The 22,796-nt window shown below is 49.6% G+C and carries 22 protein-coding genes and 1 riboswitch; of the genes, 13 read left to right on the top strand and 9 right to left on the bottom strand.

The features are described from left to right. Positions 1-53 precede the first annotated feature (53 nt). From Q9R25_RS08580 to Q9R25_RS08550, 7 genes are all read right to left on the bottom strand, one after another. Positions 54-788 (bottom strand): polysaccharide deacetylase family protein, encoded by a 735-nt coding sequence (locus Q9R25_RS08580; protein ID WP_211782289.1) that lies wholly within the window; start codon positions 786-788, stop codon positions 54-56. Positions 789-838: 50 nt separating this feature from the next. Then, positions 839-1,318, bottom strand: coding sequence for a GNAT family N-acetyltransferase (locus Q9R25_RS08575; RefSeq protein WP_311283040.1), 480 nt, complete (start codon positions 1,316-1,318; stop codon positions 839-841). A 14-nt stretch (positions 1,319-1,332) separates the two neighbouring features. Beyond that, positions 1,333-1,614 carry a hypothetical protein gene (locus tag Q9R25_RS08570; protein ID WP_311283039.1) on the bottom strand — a complete coding sequence of 94 codons (282 nt, stop codon included), beginning with the start codon at positions 1,612-1,614 and terminating at the stop codon, positions 1,333-1,335. A 119-nt stretch (positions 1,615-1,733) separates the two neighbouring features. Next, entirely contained in the window at positions 1,734-3,233 is a 1,500-nt protein-coding gene (gntK, locus tag Q9R25_RS08565; RefSeq protein WP_311283038.1) for a gluconokinase, read from the bottom strand. Between the two features lie 16 nt (positions 3,234-3,249). Next, positions 3,250-4,593: a GntT/GntP/DsdX family permease gene (locus Q9R25_RS08560; RefSeq protein WP_047794873.1), complete on the bottom strand. Its 1,344-nt coding sequence runs from the start codon at positions 4,591-4,593 to the stop codon at positions 3,250-3,252. An 89-nt stretch (positions 4,594-4,682) separates the two neighbouring features. After that, entirely contained in the window at positions 4,683-5,564 is an 882-nt protein-coding gene (gnd, locus tag Q9R25_RS08555) for a phosphogluconate dehydrogenase (NAD(+)-dependent, decarboxylating) (protein WP_311283037.1), read from the bottom strand. Positions 5,565-5,701: 137 nt separating this feature from the next. Next, positions 5,702-8,161 (bottom strand): EAL domain-containing protein, encoded by a 2,460-nt coding sequence (locus Q9R25_RS08550; protein WP_311283036.1) that lies wholly within the window; start codon positions 8,159-8,161, stop codon positions 5,702-5,704. Positions 8,162-8,322: 161 nt separating this feature from the next. Here Q9R25_RS08550 and Q9R25_RS08545 point away from each other — a divergent pair, with 161 nt between their 5' ends. Further along, the gene (locus Q9R25_RS08545; RefSeq protein WP_214690463.1) at positions 8,323-9,171 is read left to right on the top strand and encodes a MurR/RpiR family transcriptional regulator; all 849 of its coding nucleotides are present in this window, start codon (positions 8,323-8,325) and stop codon (positions 9,169-9,171) included. Between the two features lie 46 nt (positions 9,172-9,217). On the opposite strand, the gene Q9R25_RS08540 is transcribed toward Q9R25_RS08545, so the two are convergent. Beyond that, positions 9,218-9,460 (bottom strand): hypothetical protein, encoded by a 243-nt coding sequence (locus Q9R25_RS08540; protein WP_214690464.1) that lies wholly within the window; start codon positions 9,458-9,460, stop codon positions 9,218-9,220. A 133-nt stretch (positions 9,461-9,593) separates the two neighbouring features. Here Q9R25_RS08540 and amaP point away from each other — a divergent pair, with 133 nt between their 5' ends. From amaP to Q9R25_RS08515, 5 genes are all read left to right on the top strand, one after another. Further along, on the top strand, positions 9,594-10,136 hold the full coding sequence (amaP, locus tag Q9R25_RS08535) for an alkaline shock response membrane anchor protein AmaP (RefSeq protein WP_214690465.1): 543 nt from the start codon (positions 9,594-9,596) through the stop codon (positions 10,134-10,136). A 12-nt stretch (positions 10,137-10,148) separates the two neighbouring features. After that, the gene (locus Q9R25_RS08530) at positions 10,149-10,355 is read left to right on the top strand and encodes a DUF2273 domain-containing protein (protein WP_214690466.1); all 207 of its coding nucleotides are present in this window, start codon (positions 10,149-10,151) and stop codon (positions 10,353-10,355) included. Between the two features lie 55 nt (positions 10,356-10,410). Next, positions 10,411-10,860, top strand: coding sequence for an Asp23/Gls24 family envelope stress response protein (locus Q9R25_RS08525; RefSeq protein ID WP_264092914.1), 450 nt, complete (start codon positions 10,411-10,413; stop codon positions 10,858-10,860). Between the two features lie 124 nt (positions 10,861-10,984). Further along, positions 10,985-11,371 carry a DUF6075 family protein gene (locus tag Q9R25_RS08520; RefSeq protein WP_214690468.1) on the top strand — a complete coding sequence of 129 codons (387 nt, stop codon included), beginning with the start codon at positions 10,985-10,987 and terminating at the stop codon, positions 11,369-11,371. Positions 11,372-11,449: 78 nt separating this feature from the next. After that, a complete protein-coding gene (locus tag Q9R25_RS08515; RefSeq protein ID WP_264093070.1) occupies positions 11,450-13,006 on the top strand; it encodes an FMN-binding glutamate synthase family protein in 1,557 nt (518 codons plus the stop codon). A 124-nt stretch (positions 13,007-13,130) separates the two neighbouring features. On the opposite strand, the gene Q9R25_RS08510 is transcribed toward Q9R25_RS08515, so the two are convergent. Beyond that, on the bottom strand, positions 13,131-13,988 hold the full coding sequence (locus Q9R25_RS08510; protein WP_264092913.1) for a glycoside hydrolase family 191 protein: 858 nt from the start codon (positions 13,986-13,988) through the stop codon (positions 13,131-13,133). Positions 13,989-14,028: 40 nt separating this feature from the next. Continuing rightward, positions 14,029-14,115, bottom strand: a riboswitch (cyclic di-GMP riboswitch). Positions 14,116-14,184: 69 nt separating this feature from the next. On the opposite strand from Q9R25_RS08510, the gene Q9R25_RS08505 reads away from it, so the two are divergent. From Q9R25_RS08505 to Q9R25_RS08475, 7 genes are all read left to right on the top strand, one after another. Further along, positions 14,185-15,411, top strand: a complete 1,227-nt coding sequence (locus Q9R25_RS08505; RefSeq protein ID WP_074035855.1) for a hypothetical protein — start codon at positions 14,185-14,187, stop codon at positions 15,409-15,411. Further along, positions 15,408-16,322, top strand: coding sequence for a hypothetical protein (locus Q9R25_RS08500; protein WP_264092912.1), 915 nt, complete (start codon positions 15,408-15,410; stop codon positions 16,320-16,322). Before Q9R25_RS08505 ends, Q9R25_RS08500 begins: the two co-directional genes overlap by 4 nt. Then, entirely contained in the window at positions 16,319-18,160 is a 1,842-nt protein-coding gene (locus tag Q9R25_RS08495) for a DUF2194 domain-containing protein (RefSeq protein WP_215243647.1), read from the top strand. The genes Q9R25_RS08500 and Q9R25_RS08495 overlap by 4 nt, the downstream gene beginning before the upstream one ends. Continuing rightward, positions 18,157-19,575, top strand: a complete 1,419-nt coding sequence (pelF, locus tag Q9R25_RS08490) for a GT4 family glycosyltransferase PelF (RefSeq protein ID WP_311283034.1) — start codon at positions 18,157-18,159, stop codon at positions 19,573-19,575. The genes Q9R25_RS08495 and pelF overlap by 4 nt, the downstream gene beginning before the upstream one ends. Beyond that, complete coding sequence (pelG, locus tag Q9R25_RS08485; RefSeq protein ID WP_311283118.1) at positions 19,517-21,016, top strand: exopolysaccharide Pel transporter PelG; 1,500 nt, start codon at positions 19,517-19,519, stop codon at positions 21,014-21,016. The genes pelF and pelG overlap by 59 nt, the downstream gene beginning before the upstream one ends. A 41-nt stretch (positions 21,017-21,057) precedes the next feature. Then, positions 21,058-22,074 carry a UDP-glucose 4-epimerase GalE gene (gene galE, locus Q9R25_RS08480; RefSeq protein WP_074035865.1) on the top strand — a complete coding sequence of 339 codons (1,017 nt, stop codon included), beginning with the start codon at positions 21,058-21,060 and terminating at the stop codon, positions 22,072-22,074. Positions 22,075-22,180: 106 nt separating this feature from the next. Next, entirely contained in the window at positions 22,181-22,795 is a 615-nt protein-coding gene (locus Q9R25_RS08475; RefSeq protein WP_215243649.1) for a flavodoxin family protein, read from the top strand. Position 22,796: the final 1 nt, after the last annotated feature.

The raw sequence follows: 22,796 nt of genomic DNA, 5'->3' as shown, positions 1-22,796 counted from the left end.
CCGATACGCTTTTGGATTGTATAAAAACTGCAGACCATTAAGATGATCTGCAGTCATGGGGTCGCTCGTTCGCTTAAATGCGGTTCCCACACATCGGAAAAGTTGTGAACCGGGTGGGCACCTTCTAAGGTCCGGAATTCATAATCTCGTTCTTTCGCATAACGGATGATTGTATCAAGTGCTTTCGGTGTCATCGAGTGATCGTGCGCCAAAATGATGGAAGCAATATTCGCCGTACGATTCGCTTCGAGGAGGTCGAATACGCGTTGTTCGACGCGTGCATTGTCTTTCTTATATACATGGTCGAGACTGCCGACGTTCCAATCCCATATTTCAAAACCGGCATCGGTCATCGCCTGCCAGTGTGCGGGTGTCATGCCGGCGTCGCTCCCGTAAATCGTCCGGGCCATGTTCGTATGAATGCCTGTCACTTCATAGATAAGTGCTTGTACTTCCTGCATCTGACGTACGGCCGTCAACGGTGTTTCATAAAATTCATCCCGTTCGTGCCGCATCCCGTGTAAGGCAATCAGGTGACCTTCCGCAATCATGCGATGAAGCAGATGCTCATTTCCTTCGATATTCTTCCCGAGGATGAAGAAGGTTGCCTTCACTTGATGTTTCTTCAAGACATCGAGTAGCTTTCCCGTTTTCCAGTTCGGTCCATCATCGAGCGTCAAATAGATAAGACTCGGGTCGTTATAGGCCTTCGGATCCGGGATCGCAGCCTGAGACAAAGACCCAATCAATAGAAAGATCGACATGAGTAAAAGAACGCGTTTCATCATTCAATTCAAAACTCCCTCAAATCAAAACCAAGTGACATGTGATACATACTTTACCATATGTCCGAGACATCGAGACGATAAATTTGTTCGTCAAGTTCTGTCGCGAAAAAGGTGAATTTCAATTTCTTCAATAGCGCGATCGATGCCGTGTTCGTCCCATGCACACCGGCTTTGAACTCTTTCGCTCCTTGACCAGTCAAGTGACGAATCAATCCCGACATCACTTCAAATGCATAGCCTTGACGCGCTCGCGTCGGTACGATGGTGTAGCCAATCCAATAGGTCGTACCTTCTTGCTGAATATAGACATCACCAATCAATTCATCCGTCGCTTTGTCAATGATAGCGAGTTGCGTGCCTTGAAGAAACGATTGTTCACCGAGTAGGACGTTTTCATATTCCTCACGGGTGAGCCCTTTGAATGATTGATGTTTCAGTTTCATCCAGTCCAAGTCATTTCGATAGACCATAAACGATTCGATGTCTCTTGTTTCGAACGGTCGAATGAGGCAACGGGTTGTCGTAATCATGGTTGTCATACCATTCAAACCAACTTCTTTTCTTTTTTGAAAAGACCAATCAATAGTAACGCCAGACCACTCAAGAAAATGATAGGGAAAATAAACCACATAATCAATCCGGCCCATCCGTTCTGTACACTGATTGCGTACGAGAGTCCGATGGAAAACGCTAAGGCTGGTGATATAGGAATCATAAGAGCGATTCCCCATATTCTAAATTTTGTGTTTCGTGCTTCGCCTGTACTGAACCAATACGCCACGAATGCACCTAAACCTGTGATGAGATACCCGATTGCAATCGCCATTCCATCAATCCCTTCTTCGATACGATGATTGTTTGACCTCGTCCTTACTTTCCATGTATATCACGAAAAATCCTGTCATAAATCAAAAAGACCGAGCCCTTCAGGGACTCGGTTTGTCATTATACGTGCTTCCGCTGAAACGCAGAAATCGCTTCATATTCCTCAGATAGGTGACGTGACAGGCGGATGTAGATCGGCAAAAGTTCGCGATACACATTCGTCGCTTCCATGTCCGGTATATGCTCATGGGTCACTTGTGGTACCTCTTGGAACTCCTCGATGTCCCCGAAGGCATATTCCCCGAGCATGACAGCCCCGAGACATGAACTTTCATGACTCTCCGGCACGACGACCGGCGTATCGAAGATGTCTGCCATCATCTGACGCCACAAGCTCGATTGGGCAAAACCACCTGTCGCATGGATGCGGTTCGGGGCGCCCGTCAACTCATCGAGTGCGAGCATGACCGTATAGAGGTTAAAGATGACACCTTCCAACACAGCGCGGATGAAATGTTCGCGCTTATGGTGAATGCTGAGCCCGAAAAATGAACCGCGAGCGTTCGAATCCCAAAGTGGAGCCCGTTCACCCATCAAATACGGATGGAACAAGAGTCCGTCCGCACCTGGTTTGACCGTCTCGGCGATTCGCGTCAACACATCGTACGCGTCAATCCCGAGTCGTTTCGCCGTCTCGACCTCGCTTGCTGCGAACTCGTCACGGAGCCAGCGGAGAATGATGCCGCCGTTATTGACTGGTCCACCGATTACCCAATGCTTGTCCGTCAGCGCGTAACAAAAGATACGACCTTTTGGATCTTCGACCGGTTCCGAGACGACTGTCCGGATGGCGCCGCTCGTCCCAATCGTCACGGCGACGACACCTTGTTCGAAAGCACCAACACCGAGATTTGAGAGCACGCCGTCGCTTGCCCCGATGACGAGTGGGAAGTCCCAGCCGAGCGTCTCGGTCACCTCAGGCGTCACCTGCAAGATTTCGGTTGTCGGGACGAGTTCAGACAAGCGATCTGAAGTCACACCGGCGACTTCAAGTGCTTCCGTGTCCCAATCTCGTTGTTTCAGATTGAACAGTCCTGTCGCTGAAGCGATGGAATGGTCGACGACGAAGCGTCCCGTCAACCGATAGAAGACATATTCTTTGATGGAGACGAATTTGTCCGTCCGGGTAAAGACGTCAGGGTGCTCCGCTTTCAACCAGCGCAGCTTCGACAACGGTGCCATCGGATGAACCGGGGTGCCGGTACGCATATGGAGGGCGCTTGCATCAAAGTTGCGTTTGATTTCTTGCGTATACGGATTCGCCCGACTGTCGGCCCACGTGATGCTGTTCGTGAGCGGACGTCCTGCCGCATCGAGCGCAATCAAACTATGCATCGCCGAGCTGAACGATGCGAAGCGAATCGGACCGTCCGCTTTGGCACGGACCGCCGAGACGGCTTCAAGCACGGCCCCGTAGATGACGACCGGGTCTTGCTCGGCCGTCTCCGTATCGGGCGTGAGAAGCGGATACAACACGTTATGTACCGCCAGTTGTTGATGACCGTTGAACAGGACAGCTTTCGTACTCGTCGTCCCGATATCGACCCCAATCGTATACACACAATCACTTCCTAACTTAGATGATAAATAGACTAATCAAGAACACAACGGCGAAGCCGGTGAGTCCGATAATCGTTTCCATAATCGTCCATGACTTGAGCGTATCTTTCACATCGAGACCGAAGTATCGGTTGACGAGCCAGAAGCCCGAGTCGTTGACGTGTGAGAGGACTGTCGCCCCTGAAGCGATGGCGATGACAATCAAACCGAGTGCCGCACCCGTGATGTTTTGAATTTCGAGTAGCGGTGTGATGAGTCCGGCTGCCGTGACCATCGACACTGTTGCCGATCCTTGGGCGACACGGACGACCGTCGCAATCAAGAAGGCGAGGACGATTGCCGGAAGTGGTGAACCGGCCATCATTTCACCGAGCACGTCACCAACACCTGAGTCAATGAGCACTTGTTTAAACACACCACCGGCCCCTGTGACGAGGATGATAATCCCGGCTGGCTCGAGTGCTTTCGTTGCGATCTCTTGTACTTCGTCACGTGAATATCCACGGCGTGTCCCGAGGAAGACGAATGTGAGGAGCGTCGCAATCGTCAAGGCGACGAATGGATGTCCGAGGAATGTCAAGAAATCCCGGACGGCGTTGCCTTCGTCCAAGAGAACCGCTGAGAGCGTGTTCGCTAAAATCAACACGAGCGGAATCAAGATGAGCGACAAGATCATTTTGAAACTCGGCAGTTCTTTCGATGTGTCAATTTCTTTGAATTCCATGTAATCCGGAATCGTCACATGAATCTTCTTAGCAATATACTTCCCAAAAACAGGACCGGCTAAAATCATGGCTGGAATCCCGGCGATGACACCGAACAAGATGACCCAACCGAGGTCGGCACCGATCAAGTTCGCAACAGCGATTGGACCAGGTGTCGGTGGGATGAAGCTATGCGTGACCGCGAGACCCGCAAGGAGCGGAATCCCATAGTAAAGAAGCGAGCGTCCCGTCTTTTTGGCGAGACCGTATACGATTGGTACGAGAATGATAAAGCCGACATCAAAGAAGACCGGGACAGCGACGATGAACCCGGTAATTCCGAGTGCCCATTGCGCCTTGTCTTCACCGAACTTACTGACGAGTGTTTGGGCGAGGCGTTCTGCGCCGCCAGAGACTTCAAGCATCTTCCCGAACATCGCGCCAAGACCGACGACGACGGCGACGAAGCCGAGCGTTCCGCCCATCCCGTTTTGGATGGAGGCAATGACATCCCCGAGTGGCATGCCAGCTGCGACCCCGACGATTAAACTGACAAGTAATAACGAAACGAATGCGTGAAGCTTTGTTCGAATGACTAAAAATAAGAGCAAGAAGATCCCGGCTAAGGCGATCAAAATAAGTGTTGAGCCAGACATTGAATATTCCCCCTAAATTCCGAATATGTAACCGTTTACAGTTTTTGACAAAGGAAAAGGCCATATCCCCGTGACCTTTTCCAAAGATGTTACTTCTTGACGACCGCGTGACCACCGAACTCGTTGCGGAGTGCAGCGACGACTTTACCTGAGAACGTATCGTCTTCGAGAGAGCGATAGCGCATCATGAGCGAAAGGGCGATGACCGGTGCCGCGGCTTGCAGGTCGAGCGCCGTTTCAATCGTCCATTTGCCTTCACCGGATGAATGCATGACCCCACGAATTTCATCGAGCTTCGCATCTTTCTTGAAGGCGTTCTCTGTGAGCTCCATGAGCCAAGAACGGACGACCGAGCCGTGGTTCCAGACGCGTGCGACTTGTTCGTAGTCGTAATCGAACGGGCTCTTTTCGAGAATATCGAATCCTTCCGCAATCGCCTGCATCATCCCGTACTCGATGCCGTTATGGATCATCTTCAAGAAGTGACCGCTGCCGGCAGGACCCGTGTACAAGTAGCCATTCTCGACAGATAGATCTTTGAAGATTGGTTCAATCGTTGGCCACGCCTCCGCGTCACCCCCGACCATCGTACAGGCACCGTTTCGGGCCCCGTCCGTGCCTCCGCTCGTCCCGCAATCGAAGAATTTGATCTCTTTCTCGGCGAACTGTTCGGCGCGTGCGACCGAGAGTTTGTAGTTCGAGTTCCCGCCGTCGATGACGATGTCGCCTGGTTCGAGTCGCTCATACAATTCGGCGAGCACCGCTTCCGTGACGTCTCCGGCCGGGACCATCGCCCAGATGATACGTGGTGTCGACAACTTGTTCACGACATCCTCGAGTGTCGGCACAATCGTAAAGGTGTCCGATGTGACGTCCCCGACGTCCGTCCCGATGACTGTGTGTCCGTGGTCGCTCAAGTTGAGTGCCAAGTTGTAACCCATTTTCCCTAAACCAATCAAACCAATTTCCATATTGTCACCCCTGAAAAAGAATTTTTTTCCGTCTATGTATTCATCATATCAAAATAAATTCGATTTACAAGTATGATTACGGAATTTTTTTCTTTTCTGAATAAAAAATCGACCTCCACAACGGGAGGTCGAACGGATTAACTCGATGATGCTTTCTTATATTGTTGGAAGAAGACTTCGATCTCTTCGGCTGGCAAAGGACGATTGTAGAAATATCCTTGTGCCTGATTACATGATTCGGCTTTCAGAAAAGCGACTTGGTTCTCTGTTTCGACCCCTTCCGCGATGACGTTCAAATCGAGTTCGTGCGCCATCCGGATGATTGTTTTGACAAGAGCTGCATCTTTTTCGTCGCTCTCGATATTTTTCGTGAAGTGTTGGTCGATCTTGAGCGTATCGATTGGGAACAGTTTCAAATAACTGAGGGAGGAATATCCGGTTCCGAAATCGTCGATGGAAAGATGGACGCCGAGGGCGACGAGTTCATGCATCGTTTCGATGGCGCGATCCGCACTTTGGATGACACTCTCGGTCAACTCAAGCTCTAAATATTGTGCCGCAAGACCGGATGCGGCGAGTGCCCGATTGACGACCTCCGGTAAATCTTTTTGTGCAAACTGAACGGCCGAGATGTTGACGGCGACTCGGAACGGGGGAATCCCCGCATCTTGCCACGCCTTGTTTTGACGACACGCCTCATTTAAAACAAACTCGCCGAGACGATGGATGCTCCCTGTTTCCTCAGCAATCGGAATAAACTCACCAGGTGAAATCATCCCGAGATCCGGGTGTTGCCAACGGACGAGCGCTTCCATACCGATGATGGTTTCCGTCTCCAACTGAATTTGCGGTTGATAATGTACAGAGAACTCGCCACGACCGATGCCTTTACGGAGCGCCATTGATAAGTTCGAGCGGCGGGACACTGATTCGTTCAATTCGTTCGTGAAGAATTGATAGCCGTTTTTGCCGTCCGCCTTCGCCCGGTACATGGCGATATCGGCATTCTTAATCAATTCCTCGGCCGTATCGCCATCGGACGGATGGAGACTGATTCCAATCGAGGCACCCGTGAACACTTCTTCATTCTCGAGTTCAAACGGAGGATGAAGGACGTTGATGAGTTCCTGTGCGTGATGGGCTGCCAAGTTACTTTTCGTATCAGGCGATAAGATGATGAACTCATCCCCACCGAGTCGGGCGAGCGTGTCCGTCTTTTTAATGGTCGACTCGATCCGATTGGTTACTTGTTTCAAGAACTGGTCGCCAATCGAATGGCCGAAGCGGTCGTTGATGACTTTGAAATTGTCCAAGTCGATATAGTATAGCGCGAACGGCTCTTGCTGGGATTGACCGAGAAGAGCATCGAGTCGGTCGCTGAACAGGCGGCGGTTCGGGAGTCCCGTGAGTGGGTCCAAATACACGAGATCATTGATTTGCGCCTCAATCCGTTTCCGTTCGCTGATGTCGCGGATGATACTACTGAAGAAGATTCCTTTCTCTGTCTTCCACGTGCCGAGAGACATTTCAATCGGTACCTCGACGCCGTCCTTTCTTACTCCGATGAGTTCCACCGTTTGACCGATGACGCGTTTTTCACCCGTTGCTTCGTAGCGACGCATTCCACGTTCATGCGCCTCGCGGAAACGTTCTGGAATAATAGCGACAATCGATTGTCCGACCATCTCGTCAGTCGTGTAACCGAACAAGTCGGTCGCTCCTTGGTTCCACTGTAGAATGACACGAGTGTGGTCAGCGACGATGATGGCATCCGAGGCGGATTCGATGATGGATTCGAATTTCAACTCGAGTTCTTCCGACTGTGCCTCCAGTTGCGAAGCCGTCCGGAGCGAGATGTACATCAAAATGAAAAGTGTCATGACGCTCGCTGCGATGACGTAGGCGAGGAGCGTACTATCGACCGAGTATCCACTGACCGGTTGCGTTCCCTCGCTCATCTCTGTGAAACGAGCCGCGCCCATCCCGACGTAATGCATGCCGGAAACGGCGACCCCGATTAATACAGAACTGGCAAGGCGACGCCAATGGAATCGGGAGACGTTTGGGATATAGAAAAGGATATACAGGCCGACGAGCGATGCGACGAAGGCGACGATGGCAGAAGCGACCCACATGACCGGGTCATAGGTAAGAATCGCATTCATCTGCATCGCTTCCATCCCGATATAGTGCATCGAAACAACTCCGACACTAATCAAGAAGGCACCAAAGACGAGTTGAATTGGTCTTGTCTCAGGGTGACTGATGATCCAGAAAGCAAGTCCGGAAGCGACGACGGCCGGCACGATGGATAATAGTACGATGCCGAGATGGTACGTCACATCATCGTGCAAGTGAAACGCCAGCATACCGATGAAGTGCATGGCCCAAATGCCGAGACCGAGGCTGAAGGCGCCAGCTACGACCCACCTGAGTCGCGAGGCGTGTTTCGCATATTTCAAACGACTGCTAATATCGATAGCGACACCGGCAGCGAAGATGGCGACAGCGATGGAAAGAATGACGAGTGGTAAGTTATATGAGCTACTCAGGTGATGTTCGATGAGAAACAGTCCTTTCGATTTCAAATGGTACAAAGAGTGAAGCAGTTAAAAAGTGCTTTATTAGAGTAGCACACTCGGGAATCACGCTTCTTGCCTACTTTTGTAAGGTGGGTCAATCATTTGCATGAATCACACATTGCGGAATTTTTTTCGAAACGGTATCGTTAGATGAAGAAGAGAAAGGGTGATTCTTGATGGAAACGATGAACGGGACGGCCCGCATCCGTGGTGCCTATTCGACACTGAGTAAAAAAGAACAACGCATTGCCGACTACATTTTAAAGCAACCAGAACAAATCATTCATCATACCATCAATCAGGTGGCAGATGACCTCGATGTCGCGGAATCCACTGTATTCCGTTTTTGTCAGCGTGTCGGATTTAAAGGCTATCAGGCGTTAAAAATTGCACTCGCCTCAGATGTCGTCGCGCCGCTTCAAGATATTCATGAAGATATTACCGAGACGGATACGGCACTCGAAATCGCAGAGAAAATTTTTTCGACGAACGGGAAGACGATTGAATCGACCCGTCAGATTTTAGATGGTGCCTCTCTTGAGAAAACGGTGGAGTTGTTTCTTGGGGCGCGCCGCATCGAATTTTTCGGGAGCGGCGGGTCGGCCGTCGTCGCACTCGATGCGTACCATAAGTTTGTGCGGAGCGGTCTACAGGTGAGCGCGATGCTCGAGTCACATATGCAGCTCATGTCAGCCTCACAGCTGACGGCAGAAGACGTCGCCGTCGTCATCTCGCATTCCGGTGCTTCGAAAGAGACGCTCGATATCGCGAAACTGTTAAAAGAGAAAGGTGTCCCGACAATCGCCATCACGAACTATGCGAAGTCACCTCTTTCGAAGATTGCGGACGTGTCTCTGTTTACGGTGTCTCAAGAAACGGCATTTCGCTCAGAGGCACTCGCTTCCCGCATTGCGGAACTCAGTCTGATTGACGCCTTGTTTACAGCCGTCATGATTCGGCGAGGGGACGCGGCCCGGGCATCGCTTCAACAGATGCGCGAGGCGATTGCCAATCGACGTGTATAACTTCAAAAATCTCCCCTCTCTTAGAGAAGGGAGATTTTTTTATTTATTAACGATTGACGGTCTCACCACGGCGGGCGGCACTTGATCCGGCAATTCCAGCGATTGATGTCAAGATGAGCGCGACAAAGCTCCAAATCGAAGCTTTCGAAGCCGCTTCGGTTTCCAATAACTCTGTATTTTGTGCGACTGCGTCCGCAATCGCTTCCTCGTCGACGGATTGCTTGATCGTTTCCACGCGCTCTGTCAATTGATCGCTCAAATCGGTTGTAATTTGGTCATTTTTTTGCATGGTCAAATTTTTTACAGGTTAAGATGTTTCAAGTTCAGATGAGCGGGAATCACTACGACTACCGATTGGTATTGCGATTCTGAATCAAGGGTTCGCAACATGAATGATGTGAATGAAAAAGGAGATTGTTGAGATGAATGGATTAAATCGAGCCCTCTTGGTCTTAACGGGCATCGTCGGGTTGCTAAGTGTAGGTATTCTATTGCTTGGCGTCTACGATGTCCCACAACTCACCCAATATACAGATCAATGGCAAACACAAGACTGGTATATCTATACGATTTTAACGATTGGGATATTCCTGGCTGTGATCTTCCTCATCATGCTGATGACGGGACTGGTCGCAAGGCCGAAACCAAAGCGTTATACGATTCAGACCGGTGAAGGTCGAATCACTGTCTCAAAAGAGACGATTGAAAAAACGGTATACGAGTCATTGAAACAATTTCAAGGACTGCGTACACCGAACGTAAACGTCGACATCGACTCAAAGCGAGAACGCGTCCGCGTCTTTATCGACTGCGCCGTGTTCAATCGCGAAGGGTTACCGACTCTCGGTAAAGACATTCAGACGCATGTGAAAGAGCGGATTGAATCGTTGATGGAAGTGCCGGTAGCAGATGTGACATTGAATATTCACGATACGAAGTTCAAGACGTCTGAGCGCGTCATATAAGGAGGTGCTGTGATGGATACAAAAACACAACTAAAACCTTATCGCTTTCGACTCGTCGGGGCATTGATCGGTCTCATCATCGCGGTACTGTTCCTGACGCTCGGATTTGGGCCGACACTTCTCATTGTGACGCTCACATTGATCGGTTTCCTGATCGGGAAATGGCGTGACGGTGCACTGCGTGTCGAGGAATGGATCACATTCTTCATACGGGATTGACCCTCGTGATCAATCGGTAACACAAACTAGTGAACAAAAAAGGAGAGCATGAATTATGGCAAACGAAAATGTGAATGTAACGACAAATGAAACGAACGAACAACAGGCACGACAAAACAAATTGACGTTCGAGGAACAAGTCATCAAAAAAATCGCAGGTCTCGCGACGAGTGAAGTCCAAGGAATCTTGTCGATGAGCGGTGGCTTTATGAGCGGATTGACGGATCGCTTCCGCAGCACAGAAGACATCACGAAAGGAATCGGCGCTGAAGTCGGAGAGAAGCAAGTCGCGCTCGATTTGCGTGTCATCGTCGAATACGGAAAAAACATCCCGTCCGTCTTCAATGAGACCGTCACAAAAATCAAGAAGGCGATGAACGATATGACTGGTCTTGAAGTTGTCGAGGTGAATATGCACGTCGAGGACGTCATGACACGTGAGGAATTCGAAGCGAAGAGCAAATCGAACGACGCTGAAGCGGAGCCGTCACGCGACCTTGTATAACCGAAACGCTGACCTGGACCTCTCAAAAGGTCCAGGTTTTGTTTGAGTAGAAAAGGGTTAGTTCCTGGAGAATCGTGGAATTACTAAAGATAGACGGAAGCCCTAGAGATGAGAGGAAAACGCCATGCACAACATTGAATTTTTTTCACCGAAGCATTATGAGACGTTTAAGCAACTTGCGAGACACTTAGAAGACCCGGGCAGCGTCGACCGAAAATATTTCGCCGCCCTGTACGTCATCGCCGGGAATGATTGCGTCCGTGACATGTTGCTTCCTTATATTGACCTACAAACAGGGGTGATTCGAACAGCTCAAATTATCGACGAGAACACATTCACGAAAGAGACGCTCGTCCTCGTCAAATTGGTTATCCATTTATATAACTCGAAAGAATGGGTGCTTCCGACCGAGTTGATCGCCTTGCCGGAAGAGGACTATAAACTGGCGATGCAAGGCATTACGTTATGTAGAAATGAGCAATTTGATGAGATTACAATCCCGAGCGACTGATGACACCCTGTTTTGTTGGAAACAGGGTGTTTTTTGTCGAGCTATAGAGGAGGTAAATGCGTGTCACTCACTACATCGATGTTAACCATTGTACTGATTCTCATGTTGCTCATTATGATTACGCCACCGCTCTTGATTTTTTATCTGTGGCGGCGTGACCGGAACCAGCGCGAACATTCCGTCCTTCGTAATTTCCCGATTCTCGGAAAGTTGCGCTATATATTTGAGAAGATGGGACCTGAACTTCGGCAATACTTGTTCTTGAACGACAATGAGGCGAAGCCGTTCTCGCGGAACGAGTACGAGGCGGCCGTCATTGCCGGGAAATATAAGTCGCGCATCATCGGATTCGGTTCGGAGCGAGACTTTGAGGCAGGCGGATTTTATCTTCAGAATGCCCTCTACCCGACGAACCGGAACGAGCTACGCATCGACAATTCAACCAAGGTATCGACGTGGGTGTATGAACTCGATGAAGACAATCTCTTTACCCGAAAAGAGCATCTCGTCGAACGAGACATCTCCCCGTACTTATTAACAGAAGAAGATATCATCATCATCGGGAAAGAGACGTGTCGGGAACCGTTCTACGTTCGAGGGCTTGTCGGTCAGTCGGCTATGAGTTTCGGATCGCTTGGAGACAGGGCCATCACAGCCCTCTCGATTGGGCTCGGGCGTGCGGGTGGTACGTGGATGAACACGGGGGAGGGCGGATTGTCCGATTATCATTTAAAAGGTAACGTCGATATCATCTGTCAGATTGGGCCGGCGCTCTTCGGTGTAAGGGATGAAGACGGTAGGTTTTCAGTCGAGGCATTCAAACAAAAGAGTGATCTTCCGCAAGTGAAAGCGTTCGAACTGAAACTTGCCCAAGGCGCGAAGACACGTGGTGGACATATCGACGGATCGAAAGTGACCGAGGAGATTGCCCGAATCCGTCATGTACGAGTCGGGGAAACCATTGACAGCCCGAACCGCTTCTCTGAATTTCACACCCATGTGGAATTGTTGGCATTTGTTGAGAGGTTACGTGAAATCGGTGGGAAGCCGGTCGGCATCAAACTTGTAGTTGGGAAGTTGCAAGACATCGACTCGCTCGTCCGAGAGATGGCGAGATCTCAAATTGTACCTGACTTTATCACCATCGACGGGAGTGAAGGGGGTACGGGTGCGACGTATCAAGAGCTTGCGGATACAGTCGGTTTACCGCTGAAGGCGGCGCTCCCTTACGTGCATCACCTTCTCATCGAGCACGGTTTGCGAGACCGAGTCAAACTGTTCGCCTCTGGGAAACTCATCACGGCGGATAAGATAGCCATCGCACTCGCGCTCGGCGCAGACCTCGTCAATATCGCTCGCGGACTTATGTTCAATGTCGGGTGCATCCAGGCACAGGTTTGCCATACGAATCGCTGTCCGGTCGGTGTCGCGACGACTGACCCGAAACTGCAGCGTGCCCTCGTTGTCGATGAGAAAAGTTTTCGGGTGACGAACTACATCATCTCGCTCCGGGAAGGGCTGTACAATATGACGGCTGCGGCAGGCGTTCAATCGCCGACGGAATTGTCACTAGATCATGTGGTGTATCAAGAACCGGATGGCCGTGTTCGGACAGGCTATGATTTATCTCACTAGAATGAAGTGAATCTATCAAAACATCCCACGAATCTGCCGATAAAGAAGGCATACACGTGGGATGTTTTTTTAGCATTTCCATTGTAGAAACTACCAGATGCTTGTACAATCATGTAAATGAAAGTCAGAATTTATTATAATCTAACGAAGCGTTTGAATGGAAATGGATGAACCCATTTTTTTCAGCATACGCCGCGCTCTTTGGACGTTGTTTCGAAGACACGGTCAACGCTTTGATCCCGTAACGTGTATCAAGGTCACGCAACTCTTGGATGCGGTCTTTTGACCATTGATCTTTTGCTACGGTCGTGTAGTTGAAGCTTTCCCACATCACGCCATCCACATATGGATACGTATACGTCTTCAATGTCGCAAATCCCCAGTTTTGAATGAGAGAAAGGGAAGGGTGATTGGATTTGATCGTCTTCATGAACTGACTCATCCCGTCACGTTGCGCTTTTAAAATGGTCGGTTGTTCCGAGTGCTCGTTATCGATGTTGCCGACGGTATCTAAGAACGCACCATCCAATTCTTTGGCGACGATTTGTTTCTCCACTTCACGCGTCAACAACTCACGATAGTGAGTTGACGTCATATCGACTAAATAAGAATCCCATTCCGCATAATGAACACGTTGTCCGTTGCGGTGGAAGAAGTCCGACTCGTTCATCTGACTGATGAAATCGACGTTCCAATTGTCGGCTTCCATCGTGTTGATGTAGCCGTACACTTTTGTCCCATATTTCTGTAATTCTTTGATTTGCGCTGCAGTATAATAAACAGGCTCGATGATGACAAGGTCATACTGTTGCATCTTTTTAATTTTGGTCTTTGTCGGCATATCGTAATAAATCTTGTACGATTCGACGTTTGCGAGCGGATTGCTCGCTTTAGCGACCGCTTGTTGCGGCGTCAAAAACGCCAATCCAACGAGAAATGCACAACAGATGGTCACGATTCGTTTGGCTGAGAAAATACCCATAAAAAAACCCTCCTGATAGTTATCAGAGAGCGGCTGCGGCTTTTGCAGACTGGCGATCGGTATCTAAAAAGATCGACGACCCATGTCTTTGCGCCCTTACTTTTCAGTAAGTTTGCCCGTCTCGATATGAAATTTTTGTCGACAATCCATTGAAAGTCCTACTACTAAAATACCACGTAAAGGAATGAGTGACACTATGATTTATACCCAACACCGCACATCCATCAAATGGATTGAAATGATTGTGACTATTTTACTTATCGGCATTTTGGACTATACATTTAGTCTTTCTTTGTCAGATTGGGCGATTGACCCGTTAATTTTTTATATCCTCCTGTTTTCTTTACGATATGGCTTGCTCGGTGCCTTCGTCAGTTTCGCGTTGACGAGTCTCTACCATTTCTCATTCCTCTTGATGGAAGGCTCAGACTTGCTCTTATTCCTTTACGATACGAATGAACTGGCTTGGATTTTGCTACACTTCTTCGTCGCGCTTAGTGCGGGTGTCTTCAGTACTTCTTATCGGGAGCGTTACCAGTCGCTCCACATTCGTCAAGAAGAAGTGATTGATGAGAACGAACAACTGAAACAGACGATACAACAACTACAAGAGTCGCAAGGGGAGATGCGGAAGCGGGTGCTCGACTCGACTTATACGCTCTCAAAAATTTATGAGATTGGACTACAACTTGATCAGGATGCGACCGCTTTAGTACGTGATCATTTAATTGGAACGTTCACGCGTGTCTTCCGTGCTCGTCAACTCGCTTTATATCATGTGGATGCATCGCGGCGCACACTCCGTCTTCATGTCCGTTCCGGAGAGGTAGAACGTTTGCCCCAGACGCTCTTCATCGATTCGGAGGAGGGAATTTTCGCACGGATGTTCCAATCGAAAAAGCCGACGCTTCGTTTAGCGGATGAGCTAGATGGACCGCTTCTCGTTGCACCGATTTGTTATGAAGGAACGGTGAAGGAAGTCTTGGTCGTCCATGAAATCGATATCTTACGCTTACGTAGTCATGAGATGAACATGATGAAACTCGTCTTGGATTGGACGGGAACGCGCATTGAAAAGGCCGATGCCCTCGAATGGATGCTCGTCAGCGACCAACTCGTCGACGGGACGCACATGTTTCGTATGGAAGCATTCGAACAAAAAGTGGCCCAACAAGTACTTCGTCATGAGCAATATGGTCAACCGTATAGTACGGTCACATTGCCTGTAGAGGGTGTGGACTTGTCATTGATTGAAATGGAATTGATTTTGAGACAGTCGATGCGTGAAATTGACGTTATCGGATATGACGAAGACGATCGCATCCTTCATTTTCTCCTCCCAGGTACACCGGTTGAATCAGCCGAACGATTCAAGGAACGGATTGAGCATGTCTTCTATGTGAAAGGTGGGAAACGCCTATGACCGGTTGGATGATTCTTCTTTTCTTCCTTCTGCATGCGACGGTCCTTTTCGTCTTGTATCGACTGATTGTACGACCGAAAGTCGATGCGACGGAAAAGGGAGTCTGGCTCTCGATATTTCTCGTCAGTGCCGTCATCCCGATTGTCGGAGAACTGTTTGGTTTGATTGGATATGTGATTGCCCGACGCTTCGCCTCACCGAAGACGCTTCTCGACTACGATGAGTACATCAACTTTGAGACGGTCAACTTAGAACGCTTGCAGCAACAGGCGAAAGAAGATTTAGATCTCGTCCCATTGACGGAAGCCTTACAGATGGACGGGAACAAGCGGAAACAATCGATCACACAACTCATGTCGACACCGCTCATGAATACAGAAGAATATTTACACTTAGGTCTCGAACACGAGGATACGGAAACGGTCCACTATGCAGCGACCGTCCGAAACACACTGTTCGACCGATACGATTTGATGTTAAAACAGCGAATCGCACAAGTGAATCCGGAGCGACCGGAGACGATTTATCCGGTAATTGAAACCGGGATTTCGTTCTTAGATAGCGGTCTCTTGGATCATGATATGCAAATGCGCATCCAGCAACGGATATTATTTCACCTCGATCAATTGAGTGAGTACGACGAAACAGACGAAACGTACTTACGCACGAAAGCCCGCCTCTCGTTCCGCTCGGGTGACTTGGAAACGGGAGAACGATTGGCTGAGGCGCTCACCCTTTATCATCCAAAAGTACCCGATGGATATGTCATGTTGATTGAACACCACATGACGAACGGCGATTGGACGTCCCTACGTCCGACCCTCGACCGCCTGCATCAACATCTCGATTTGCAAGACATTCCGGAGGACTATCGCTTTGTCATTCAACAGTTAGAAGGTGCCCATATATGAATAAATCGATTACGACGTATATCGCGTCTTTGTTCTCTTTACTCATCGCGATGATTGTCGTTGTCCAGTTTTTACGGCTTGACTATGGTCATCGGCTCATCCCAAAAGAAGCACATGAGCCGAAATCCTTTACGACACTCGCGGGTGAGGTGAGAGCGGTGGAGGGGGATCCGGTTCAAATCTACATCCATCAGAATGACGGCGATTTGTCGACAGCTGTTTTGAATAACTTTAAATATGCGCTCGACTATGCCAAGTTGCCTTATACCTCGATTGAAGCAGAGGCCATCGCATCGATTGAGCCTTCTCCACGACACGTTCTCGTCGTCAGCGGAGAAAATACGAAATCATGGCCGTACGAGGCAATTCGGTCCTTCGTTGAAAAAGGTGGACGGCTCTACGTTGCCGGACGATTCATCGATCAAGACTGGGCAGACCTGGTCGGCGTAAGCGATTTTGGGGACTTTAAAGATGGAGTCAACGGGTTGATTTTCGAACAAGAAATTTTCCCTGGGTATGTCGACTTGCCTCAAGACTCAGGGTTATTCGTCCACAGCATTGCTGACGTCAAACTGAAAGAAGAGGCGGACGTCCTCATTTCTGCCAAAAACGAACCAATATTATGGCAGTCTCCTTATGGGAAGGGCGAAGTGATGTTTTGGAATACGACGTCGTTGACGGATAAGAACTCACGCGGCTTGATGGTGCAGACGCTTTCGATGCTGTTCCCAGCGTTCGTCATGCCACAAGCTGGCATCAAGGTCGTTCACCTTGACGACTTCCCGGCACCGGTACCAAATTATTCGAATCCGGTCATCACGAAAGAATATGATTTGTCCATCAAAGAGTTCTTCTCAGAGATTTGGTGGAAAGACATGAAGCAAATCGGTGCTGACTACGACGTCACTTATTCTGGTTTCCTGATCGGCAGTTATAAAGCGACGAATGAAGAGACGACAGAACAGCTCATCGAAAAAATTCGGGCACCGATGCTCGAATATGGTCGCGGTTTACTCCAAACGAATGGGGAAGTCGGGCTACACGGGTTCAACCACCAGCCACTCGTCATGGGAGATGAAGTGATGGACCCGGAGCTTGGATATACAAAATGGGACAGTCAGGAAGATATGCGTTCCGCCATTGACCGTGTCGTTGAGGCGTTTGACTATTACTTGCCGAATGAGCGGATCCGCAGCTATGTGCCACCATCGAACATCATCGGTCAATCCGGACTTGAAGTGTTGAACGAGAAGTTTCCGAAAGGGCTGATTGTCGCAGGACTCTACAGCGGAGATGCGACAAAAGGAAGTTACATTCAAGAGTTCGGACCCGACCCGGTCTATCCGAACTTGTACGATTTCCCTCGCGTGTCGAGCGGATACAACGAGACACCGGATGACCTATTTGTTGTGATCGACGCTGTTGCCAACTTCGGGCTCGTTTCCCATTTCATTCACCCGGATGATGTGTTAGATGACTATCGCTCGAAAGGGAAAGGGTGGGAGATCATGAAAGAATCGTTTGGGGGTCTGTTCCAGACACTCTACTCCAAATATCCACATCTCGAGGGCTTGAGTCAGTATGATGCGTATCGGAAATACAAGCTTTATCAAGATGCGCAAATCGATGTGGCTTACACGAATGATGCCATCGATATCAATGCTCAACAACTACCTGTTCCGTCGACGTTACTCGTTCGTGTGCAACCCGGGAAACGTCTCGATACAGGGAGGTTCGATTTTGGTGAAGTCCAGCCGTTTGGTGAGAATGGTACATTGTATCAAGTTGAATTGAGAGAGACGTCCATTCGTCTCCCGATATTGGAGGATCGTCCATGAAAATAGGAATTGTTGTTGAAGGGAGTTATCCATATGTGAGCGGCGGCGTATCGAGCTGGGTTCATATGCTGATGGAACAGATGCCGATGCATGAGTTTGAGATTATCTCAATCATGCCGAATCCGAAGACAGAGGCAGATTATCGCTATACGTTACCGAAGAACGTCACAGGTGTCACCACGCTCGCCCTTAATCAACGGGCGACACGTAAACGTCGACCGGAAGCGTTATCGGAAGCGGAACGGGAGCGAATCAAGACGTGGATGACATTCGGTCAAGTCGATTCGTCCATCTATCCGATTCTTGAAAATCAAATCGGGACACCAGAACAATTCTTCTCGAGTCGTCTCTTCTATCAGCTCGTCACGGAGAGTTATCAAGAAGAAGGGCAGGCCGGTTCGTTCATCGATTACTTTTGGATGTGGCGCAGTATGTACGCGCCAGTCCTTGATTTGCTCCAAGCTGAATTACCGCAAGTTGACCTCGTGCACGCGGCCTCGACCGGATACGCGGGTCTGATTGCGAGTGCGATGAAAGAACGACAAAACATTCCGTTTCTTTTGACTGAACACGGCATCTATTCGCGTGAACGGGAAGAAGAACTGTTACAGGCATCTTGGATTCCGGCTGAGTTTCGCTCCCATTGGATTCAGTTCTTCCACCACATTTCCCGGGAAGCGTACCGAAAGGCAGATAACGTCATCACACTCTTTGAACGAAACGGCGAGTTGCAACGTCAGCTCGGGGCACCTGTTGAGAAATTGAGCATCATTCCGAACGGGATTGACGTGACGGGCTTGTCTGCTCTCGGGCATGTGCCGGGAGTGGATAAACTACGAATCGGTGCCATCGTTCGCGTTGTTCCAATCAAAGATATTAAAACCATGATTTATGCGGCGAAACTGTTACAAGACATGCTCGTCCCGTTCGAACTGACCATTATGGGACCACTTGATGAGGATAAGCAGTATGCGGCGGAGTGCGAGATGCTCATTCGGCAACTCGAGCTCGAACAGTCCGTCTTGATGGTCGGAAAAGTCGATATTCGACAACATCTTCCCGAATTCGATGTGTGTCTATTGACGAGTATCTCCGAGGGACAACCGCTTGCTGTACTAGAAGGTATGGCCGCCGGTGTCCCGTGGATTGTGACGGACGTCGGGGCCTGTGCGGAACTCGTGAACGGGCGACCGGATGAACCGTTCGGTCCGGCCGGATTTGTCGTTCCGCCGGTCAATCCACGGCGAATCGCAGAGCGTTGCGTCTGGTTCCATCAAAATCGTGAAGATGCGCGCCGACTCGGACGAAACGGGCAACAGCGAGTCGAGACGTACTATCGCACCGATCAGTTTATCGATGCATATCTACACTTATATGAAGAGAGGAGAGCGGTATATGGCGGGCATCGGGTTTAAGTTACAACAGTTGTTTCAAGAAGACTACTTCTCTTCACGAATCAAAGCATATGCATTTGCCGGGCTCGTCACATCAGGACCATGGCTGATCGTCATCGTCACGATTGCCCTCATGCAGTGGCTGACGAGCTATCTATCTATCGCCACACTCGAAGAACGCACGACGTTCAATTTGATCGTCTCTTACAGTTTTATTTTTTCGCAAGTCGTTCTCGGCGTGCAGCAGCTCGTCGTCACGAGGTACTTGGCGGATTGTTTTTATGAGAAACGATATGAAGACATCTTCCCGGCGTTCATCGGGATGATGAAGACGACGGTCGCCATCGCGTCGCTGTTGTTCGCTATCTTCCTTATGTTCTCTGAACTCCCTGCTTTATTGAACGCGTTGGCATTCGTCCTATTCATGACGGTCAACCTCATTTGGGTACATTTCTTGTTCCTCAGTGCGGCCAAGTTCTATCAGGCGGTAGCTTATAGCTTTGTGGCCGGTGGCATAGTCTCAGTCGCCGCGGTCCTCATCACGGACCAGTTCTTGATGCAATATTTGACGGAGTCCTACATGAAGAGCTTCGCGTTGACAGCGAGTATGACACTCGGTCTTGTCGTCACGTTGTTCGGCTTGTTCACATCGATGCTCCTTACGTTCCCAAACCGGAGTACGGTCGGTCAGTTCTCGTTCTATCGCTATTTTGACCGCTACCCGGCACTCTTTTGGACCAGTTTTCTCTATAACATCGGGATCTGGGTCGGCACATGGATCATCTGGTTCGCGGAAGGAGGGAGTGTCCACCTCGACACATTCCGCTATCATCCGATCTATGACACAGCTATCTTCCTCTCTTATTTGACGATCATTCCGACGATGACGATATTCGTTGTGTCGGTCGAGACGCGTTTTTATGAGCGGTATCGCGTGTTTTATGGATACGTGAACGAAGGTGGGACGTACCAACAGATTCAACGCTCGAAAGCGGCCATGCTCCTCGTCTTACGACAAGAGTTGCAACGACTGTTCCGAAATCAAGGGCTCGTGTCGCTTCTCTTTATTCTGTTCGCGGCCGTCTTGTTCCCGCTACTAGGTCTGTCACCTGAGATTCGGGATGTCTTTCAAATGACGACGATTGGTGCCTTTTCAAACGCCATGGTGCTCGTTCTCACGCTCGTCCTGCTCTATTTTGAAGATCATCGGGGAGCGGCGTATACATCGGCACTCTTCATCACGATGAATGCAGGGTTGACGTTCTTGCTATTACCACTTGGACCAGACAGTTACGGTCTTAGTTTTGCGATTGGTTGCACGATTGCGTTCGCGTTCTCACTCATTCGCTTGATTCGATATGTATCCGAGATTGATTATCACACGTTTAGCCGAAGCGAAACACCTCCGCGTACGGATACATTCCGTCGTGTCGGGGACTGGCTCAATGATCGCTCGGCTTAACAATCGCAGCAGATGAACTTTCAGAAAATGGGGTGAAGCACATGAAAACAATTTTTGTGACAGGTGGCGCGGGGTATATCGGGACACACACGACGGTGCAATTGCTTGAGGAAGGATACGAAGTCGTCATTTTGGACAACTTGTCCAATAGCCGACAAGAGGCGATTCAGCGAATCGAGATCCTGACTGGAAAGACGGTCACCTTATACGTGGGCGACATTCGAGATCAGGAATTGCTTGATGAAATCTTCTCCACGCACTCGATTCATGCGGTCGTTCACTTCGCGGGTCTAAAGGCAGTCGGCGAATCCGTCAGCCAACCACTTCACTACTATGACAACAACGTAGCTGGGACGCTCGTCTTGTTAAGGATGATGAATCAATTTGGGATAAAACGTATCGTCTTCAGTTCATCGGCGACCGTTTACGGAATCCCAACCACATCTCCGGTCGATGAATCGTTCCCGCTCAGTGCAACCAATCCATATGGACGAACGAAACTGATGATCGAAGAGATATTGCGCGACCTTTATACAGCTGATTCTTCTTGGTCGATTGCGATTCTTCGCTATTTCAATCCGATTGGCGCGCACGACTCCGGGACGATCGGCGAAGATCCGTTCGATGTCCCAAACAACTTGATGCCATACATCACACAAGTCGCGGCCGGGCGTCTAAAAGAGCTTCAAGTGTTCGGGGATGACTATCCGACGCATGACGGGACAGGCGTGCGCGACTATATCCATGTCGTAGATTTGGCGCTTGGTCATTTGAAGGCGTTGGAGTATGTGGGGAAATATGAAGGGGTGGAGGCGTTCAACCTCGGGACAGGGAAAGGATACAGCGTCCTTGATTTGCTTCAAACGTTCCAACAGGAGAGCGGACAGACGATTCCTTATCAAATCACGGATAAACGAGACGGAGACGTCGCGGCGATATTTGCCGACCCGCAAAAGTCTAAGGCCATTCTTGGCTGGGAAGTGCGACATGACATTGAAGCGATGTGTCGGGACGCTTGGCGTTGGCAATCGAATAATCCGAAAGGGTACAGTGAATAAATCCTATGAAGTAGGCGGTCATCACACGATGGTCGTCTCTTTTTGTATTAGAAAGGATAGCGAACGGGAACACCTAATGGAACGTCATTTACTTAGGAGGGATTGGATGAAAGCTTTGTTTTTGAACTGTTCGCTAAAAGGTGGAGACACGACGTCCCATACGGAAGGATTGATTCGTGACATCATCCCGCACTTCGATGCGCTCGACGTCGACTCCGAGATTGTTCGGATTGTTGATTACAACGTCAAGTTCGGTGTGACGGAAGATGAAGGGGATGGGGACGAGTGGCCACAGATTTTTGAGAAAGTGAAGGCCGCGAATATTGTCGTGATTGGGACACCACTCTGGCTCGGGGAGAAGAGTAGCGTCGCCACCCAAGTGATCGAACGGCTATATGGCGGTAGCGGACTGACGAACAAATCAGGACAGGCGATTTACTACAACAAGGTCGGTGGAGTCGTCGTCACGGGGAATGAGGATGGGGCGAAACACGCCTGTGCTTCGATTCTATATGGATTGTCCCACATCGGTTTCACCGTGCCGCCGAATGTCGACACGTACTGGGTCGGAGAAGCGGGACCAGGTGATTCGTACCTTGATGCCGGGCGGGAAAATGAATTCACAAAGTCTCACGGAAAGACGATGGCGTATAACCTCGTCCATTTTGCGAGAATGCTAAAAAATCATCCGATTCCGGCAGAAGGGAATACGATGGAATGAA

Source organism: Exiguobacterium sp. BG5(2022), assembly GCF_031844365.1.
In the GTDB taxonomy this organism is placed as follows: Bacteria; Bacillota; Bacilli; order Exiguobacteriales; family Exiguobacteriaceae; genus Exiguobacterium; species Exiguobacterium profundum.
Note: the sequence above shows the minus strand (reverse complement) of the source record. Positions and strands in the feature narration are given on the sequence as shown.

What these genes read in the sequence shown, in the direction of transcription:
- Q9R25_RS08505 (WP_074035855.1), top strand. Translation starts at nt 14,185, where the DNA reads ATGATTTATACCCAACACCGCACATCCATCAAATGGATTGAAATGATT.
- amaP (WP_214690465.1), top strand. Translation starts at nt 9,594, where the DNA reads ATGAATGGATTAAATCGAGCCCTCTTGGTCTTAACGGGCATCGTCGGG.
- Q9R25_RS08560 (WP_047794873.1), bottom strand. Translation starts at nt 4,593, where the DNA reads ATGTCTGGCTCAACACTTATTTTGATCGCCTTAGCCGGGATCTTCTTG.
- pelG (WP_311283118.1), top strand. Translation starts at nt 19,517, where the DNA reads ATGCATATCTACACTTATATGAAGAGAGGAGAGCGGTATATGGCGGGC.
- Q9R25_RS08570 (WP_311283039.1), bottom strand. Translation starts at nt 1,614, where the DNA reads ATGGCGATTGCAATCGGGTATCTCATCACAGGTTTAGGTGCATTCGTG.
- Q9R25_RS08510 (WP_264092913.1), bottom strand. Translation starts at nt 13,988, where the DNA reads ATGGGTATTTTCTCAGCCAAACGAATCGTGACCATCTGTTGTGCATTT.
- Q9R25_RS08580 (WP_211782289.1), bottom strand. Translation starts at nt 788, where the DNA reads ATGATGAAACGCGTTCTTTTACTCATGTCGATCTTTCTATTGATTGGG.
- Q9R25_RS08495 (WP_215243647.1), top strand. Translation starts at nt 16,319, where the DNA reads ATGAATAAATCGATTACGACGTATATCGCGTCTTTGTTCTCTTTACTC.
- Q9R25_RS08530 (WP_214690466.1), top strand. Translation starts at nt 10,149, where the DNA reads ATGGATACAAAAACACAACTAAAACCTTATCGCTTTCGACTCGTCGGG.
- Q9R25_RS08515 (WP_264093070.1), top strand. Translation starts at nt 11,450, where the DNA reads ATGTTAACCATTGTACTGATTCTCATGTTGCTCATTATGATTACGCCA.
- Q9R25_RS08520 (WP_214690468.1), top strand. Translation starts at nt 10,985, where the DNA reads ATGCACAACATTGAATTTTTTTCACCGAAGCATTATGAGACGTTTAAG.
- Q9R25_RS08545 (WP_214690463.1), top strand. Translation starts at nt 8,323, where the DNA reads ATGGAAACGATGAACGGGACGGCCCGCATCCGTGGTGCCTATTCGACA.
- Q9R25_RS08540 (WP_214690464.1), bottom strand. Translation starts at nt 9,460, where the DNA reads ATGCAAAAAAATGACCAAATTACAACCGATTTGAGCGATCAATTGACA.
- gnd (WP_311283037.1), bottom strand. Translation starts at nt 5,564, where the DNA reads ATGGAAATTGGTTTGATTGGTTTAGGGAAAATGGGTTACAACTTGGCA.
- galE (WP_074035865.1), top strand. Translation starts at nt 21,058, where the DNA reads ATGAAAACAATTTTTGTGACAGGTGGCGCGGGGTATATCGGGACACAC.
- Q9R25_RS08525 (WP_264092914.1), top strand. Translation starts at nt 10,411, where the DNA reads ATGGCAAACGAAAATGTGAATGTAACGACAAATGAAACGAACGAACAA.
- Q9R25_RS08500 (WP_264092912.1), top strand. Translation starts at nt 15,408, where the DNA reads ATGACCGGTTGGATGATTCTTCTTTTCTTCCTTCTGCATGCGACGGTC.
- Q9R25_RS08575 (WP_311283040.1), bottom strand. Translation starts at nt 1,318, where the DNA reads ATGATTACGACAACCCGTTGCCTCATTCGACCGTTCGAAACAAGAGAC.
- pelF (WP_311283034.1), top strand. Translation starts at nt 18,157, where the DNA reads ATGAAAATAGGAATTGTTGTTGAAGGGAGTTATCCATATGTGAGCGGC.
- Q9R25_RS08475 (WP_215243649.1), top strand. Translation starts at nt 22,181, where the DNA reads ATGAAAGCTTTGTTTTTGAACTGTTCGCTAAAAGGTGGAGACACGACG.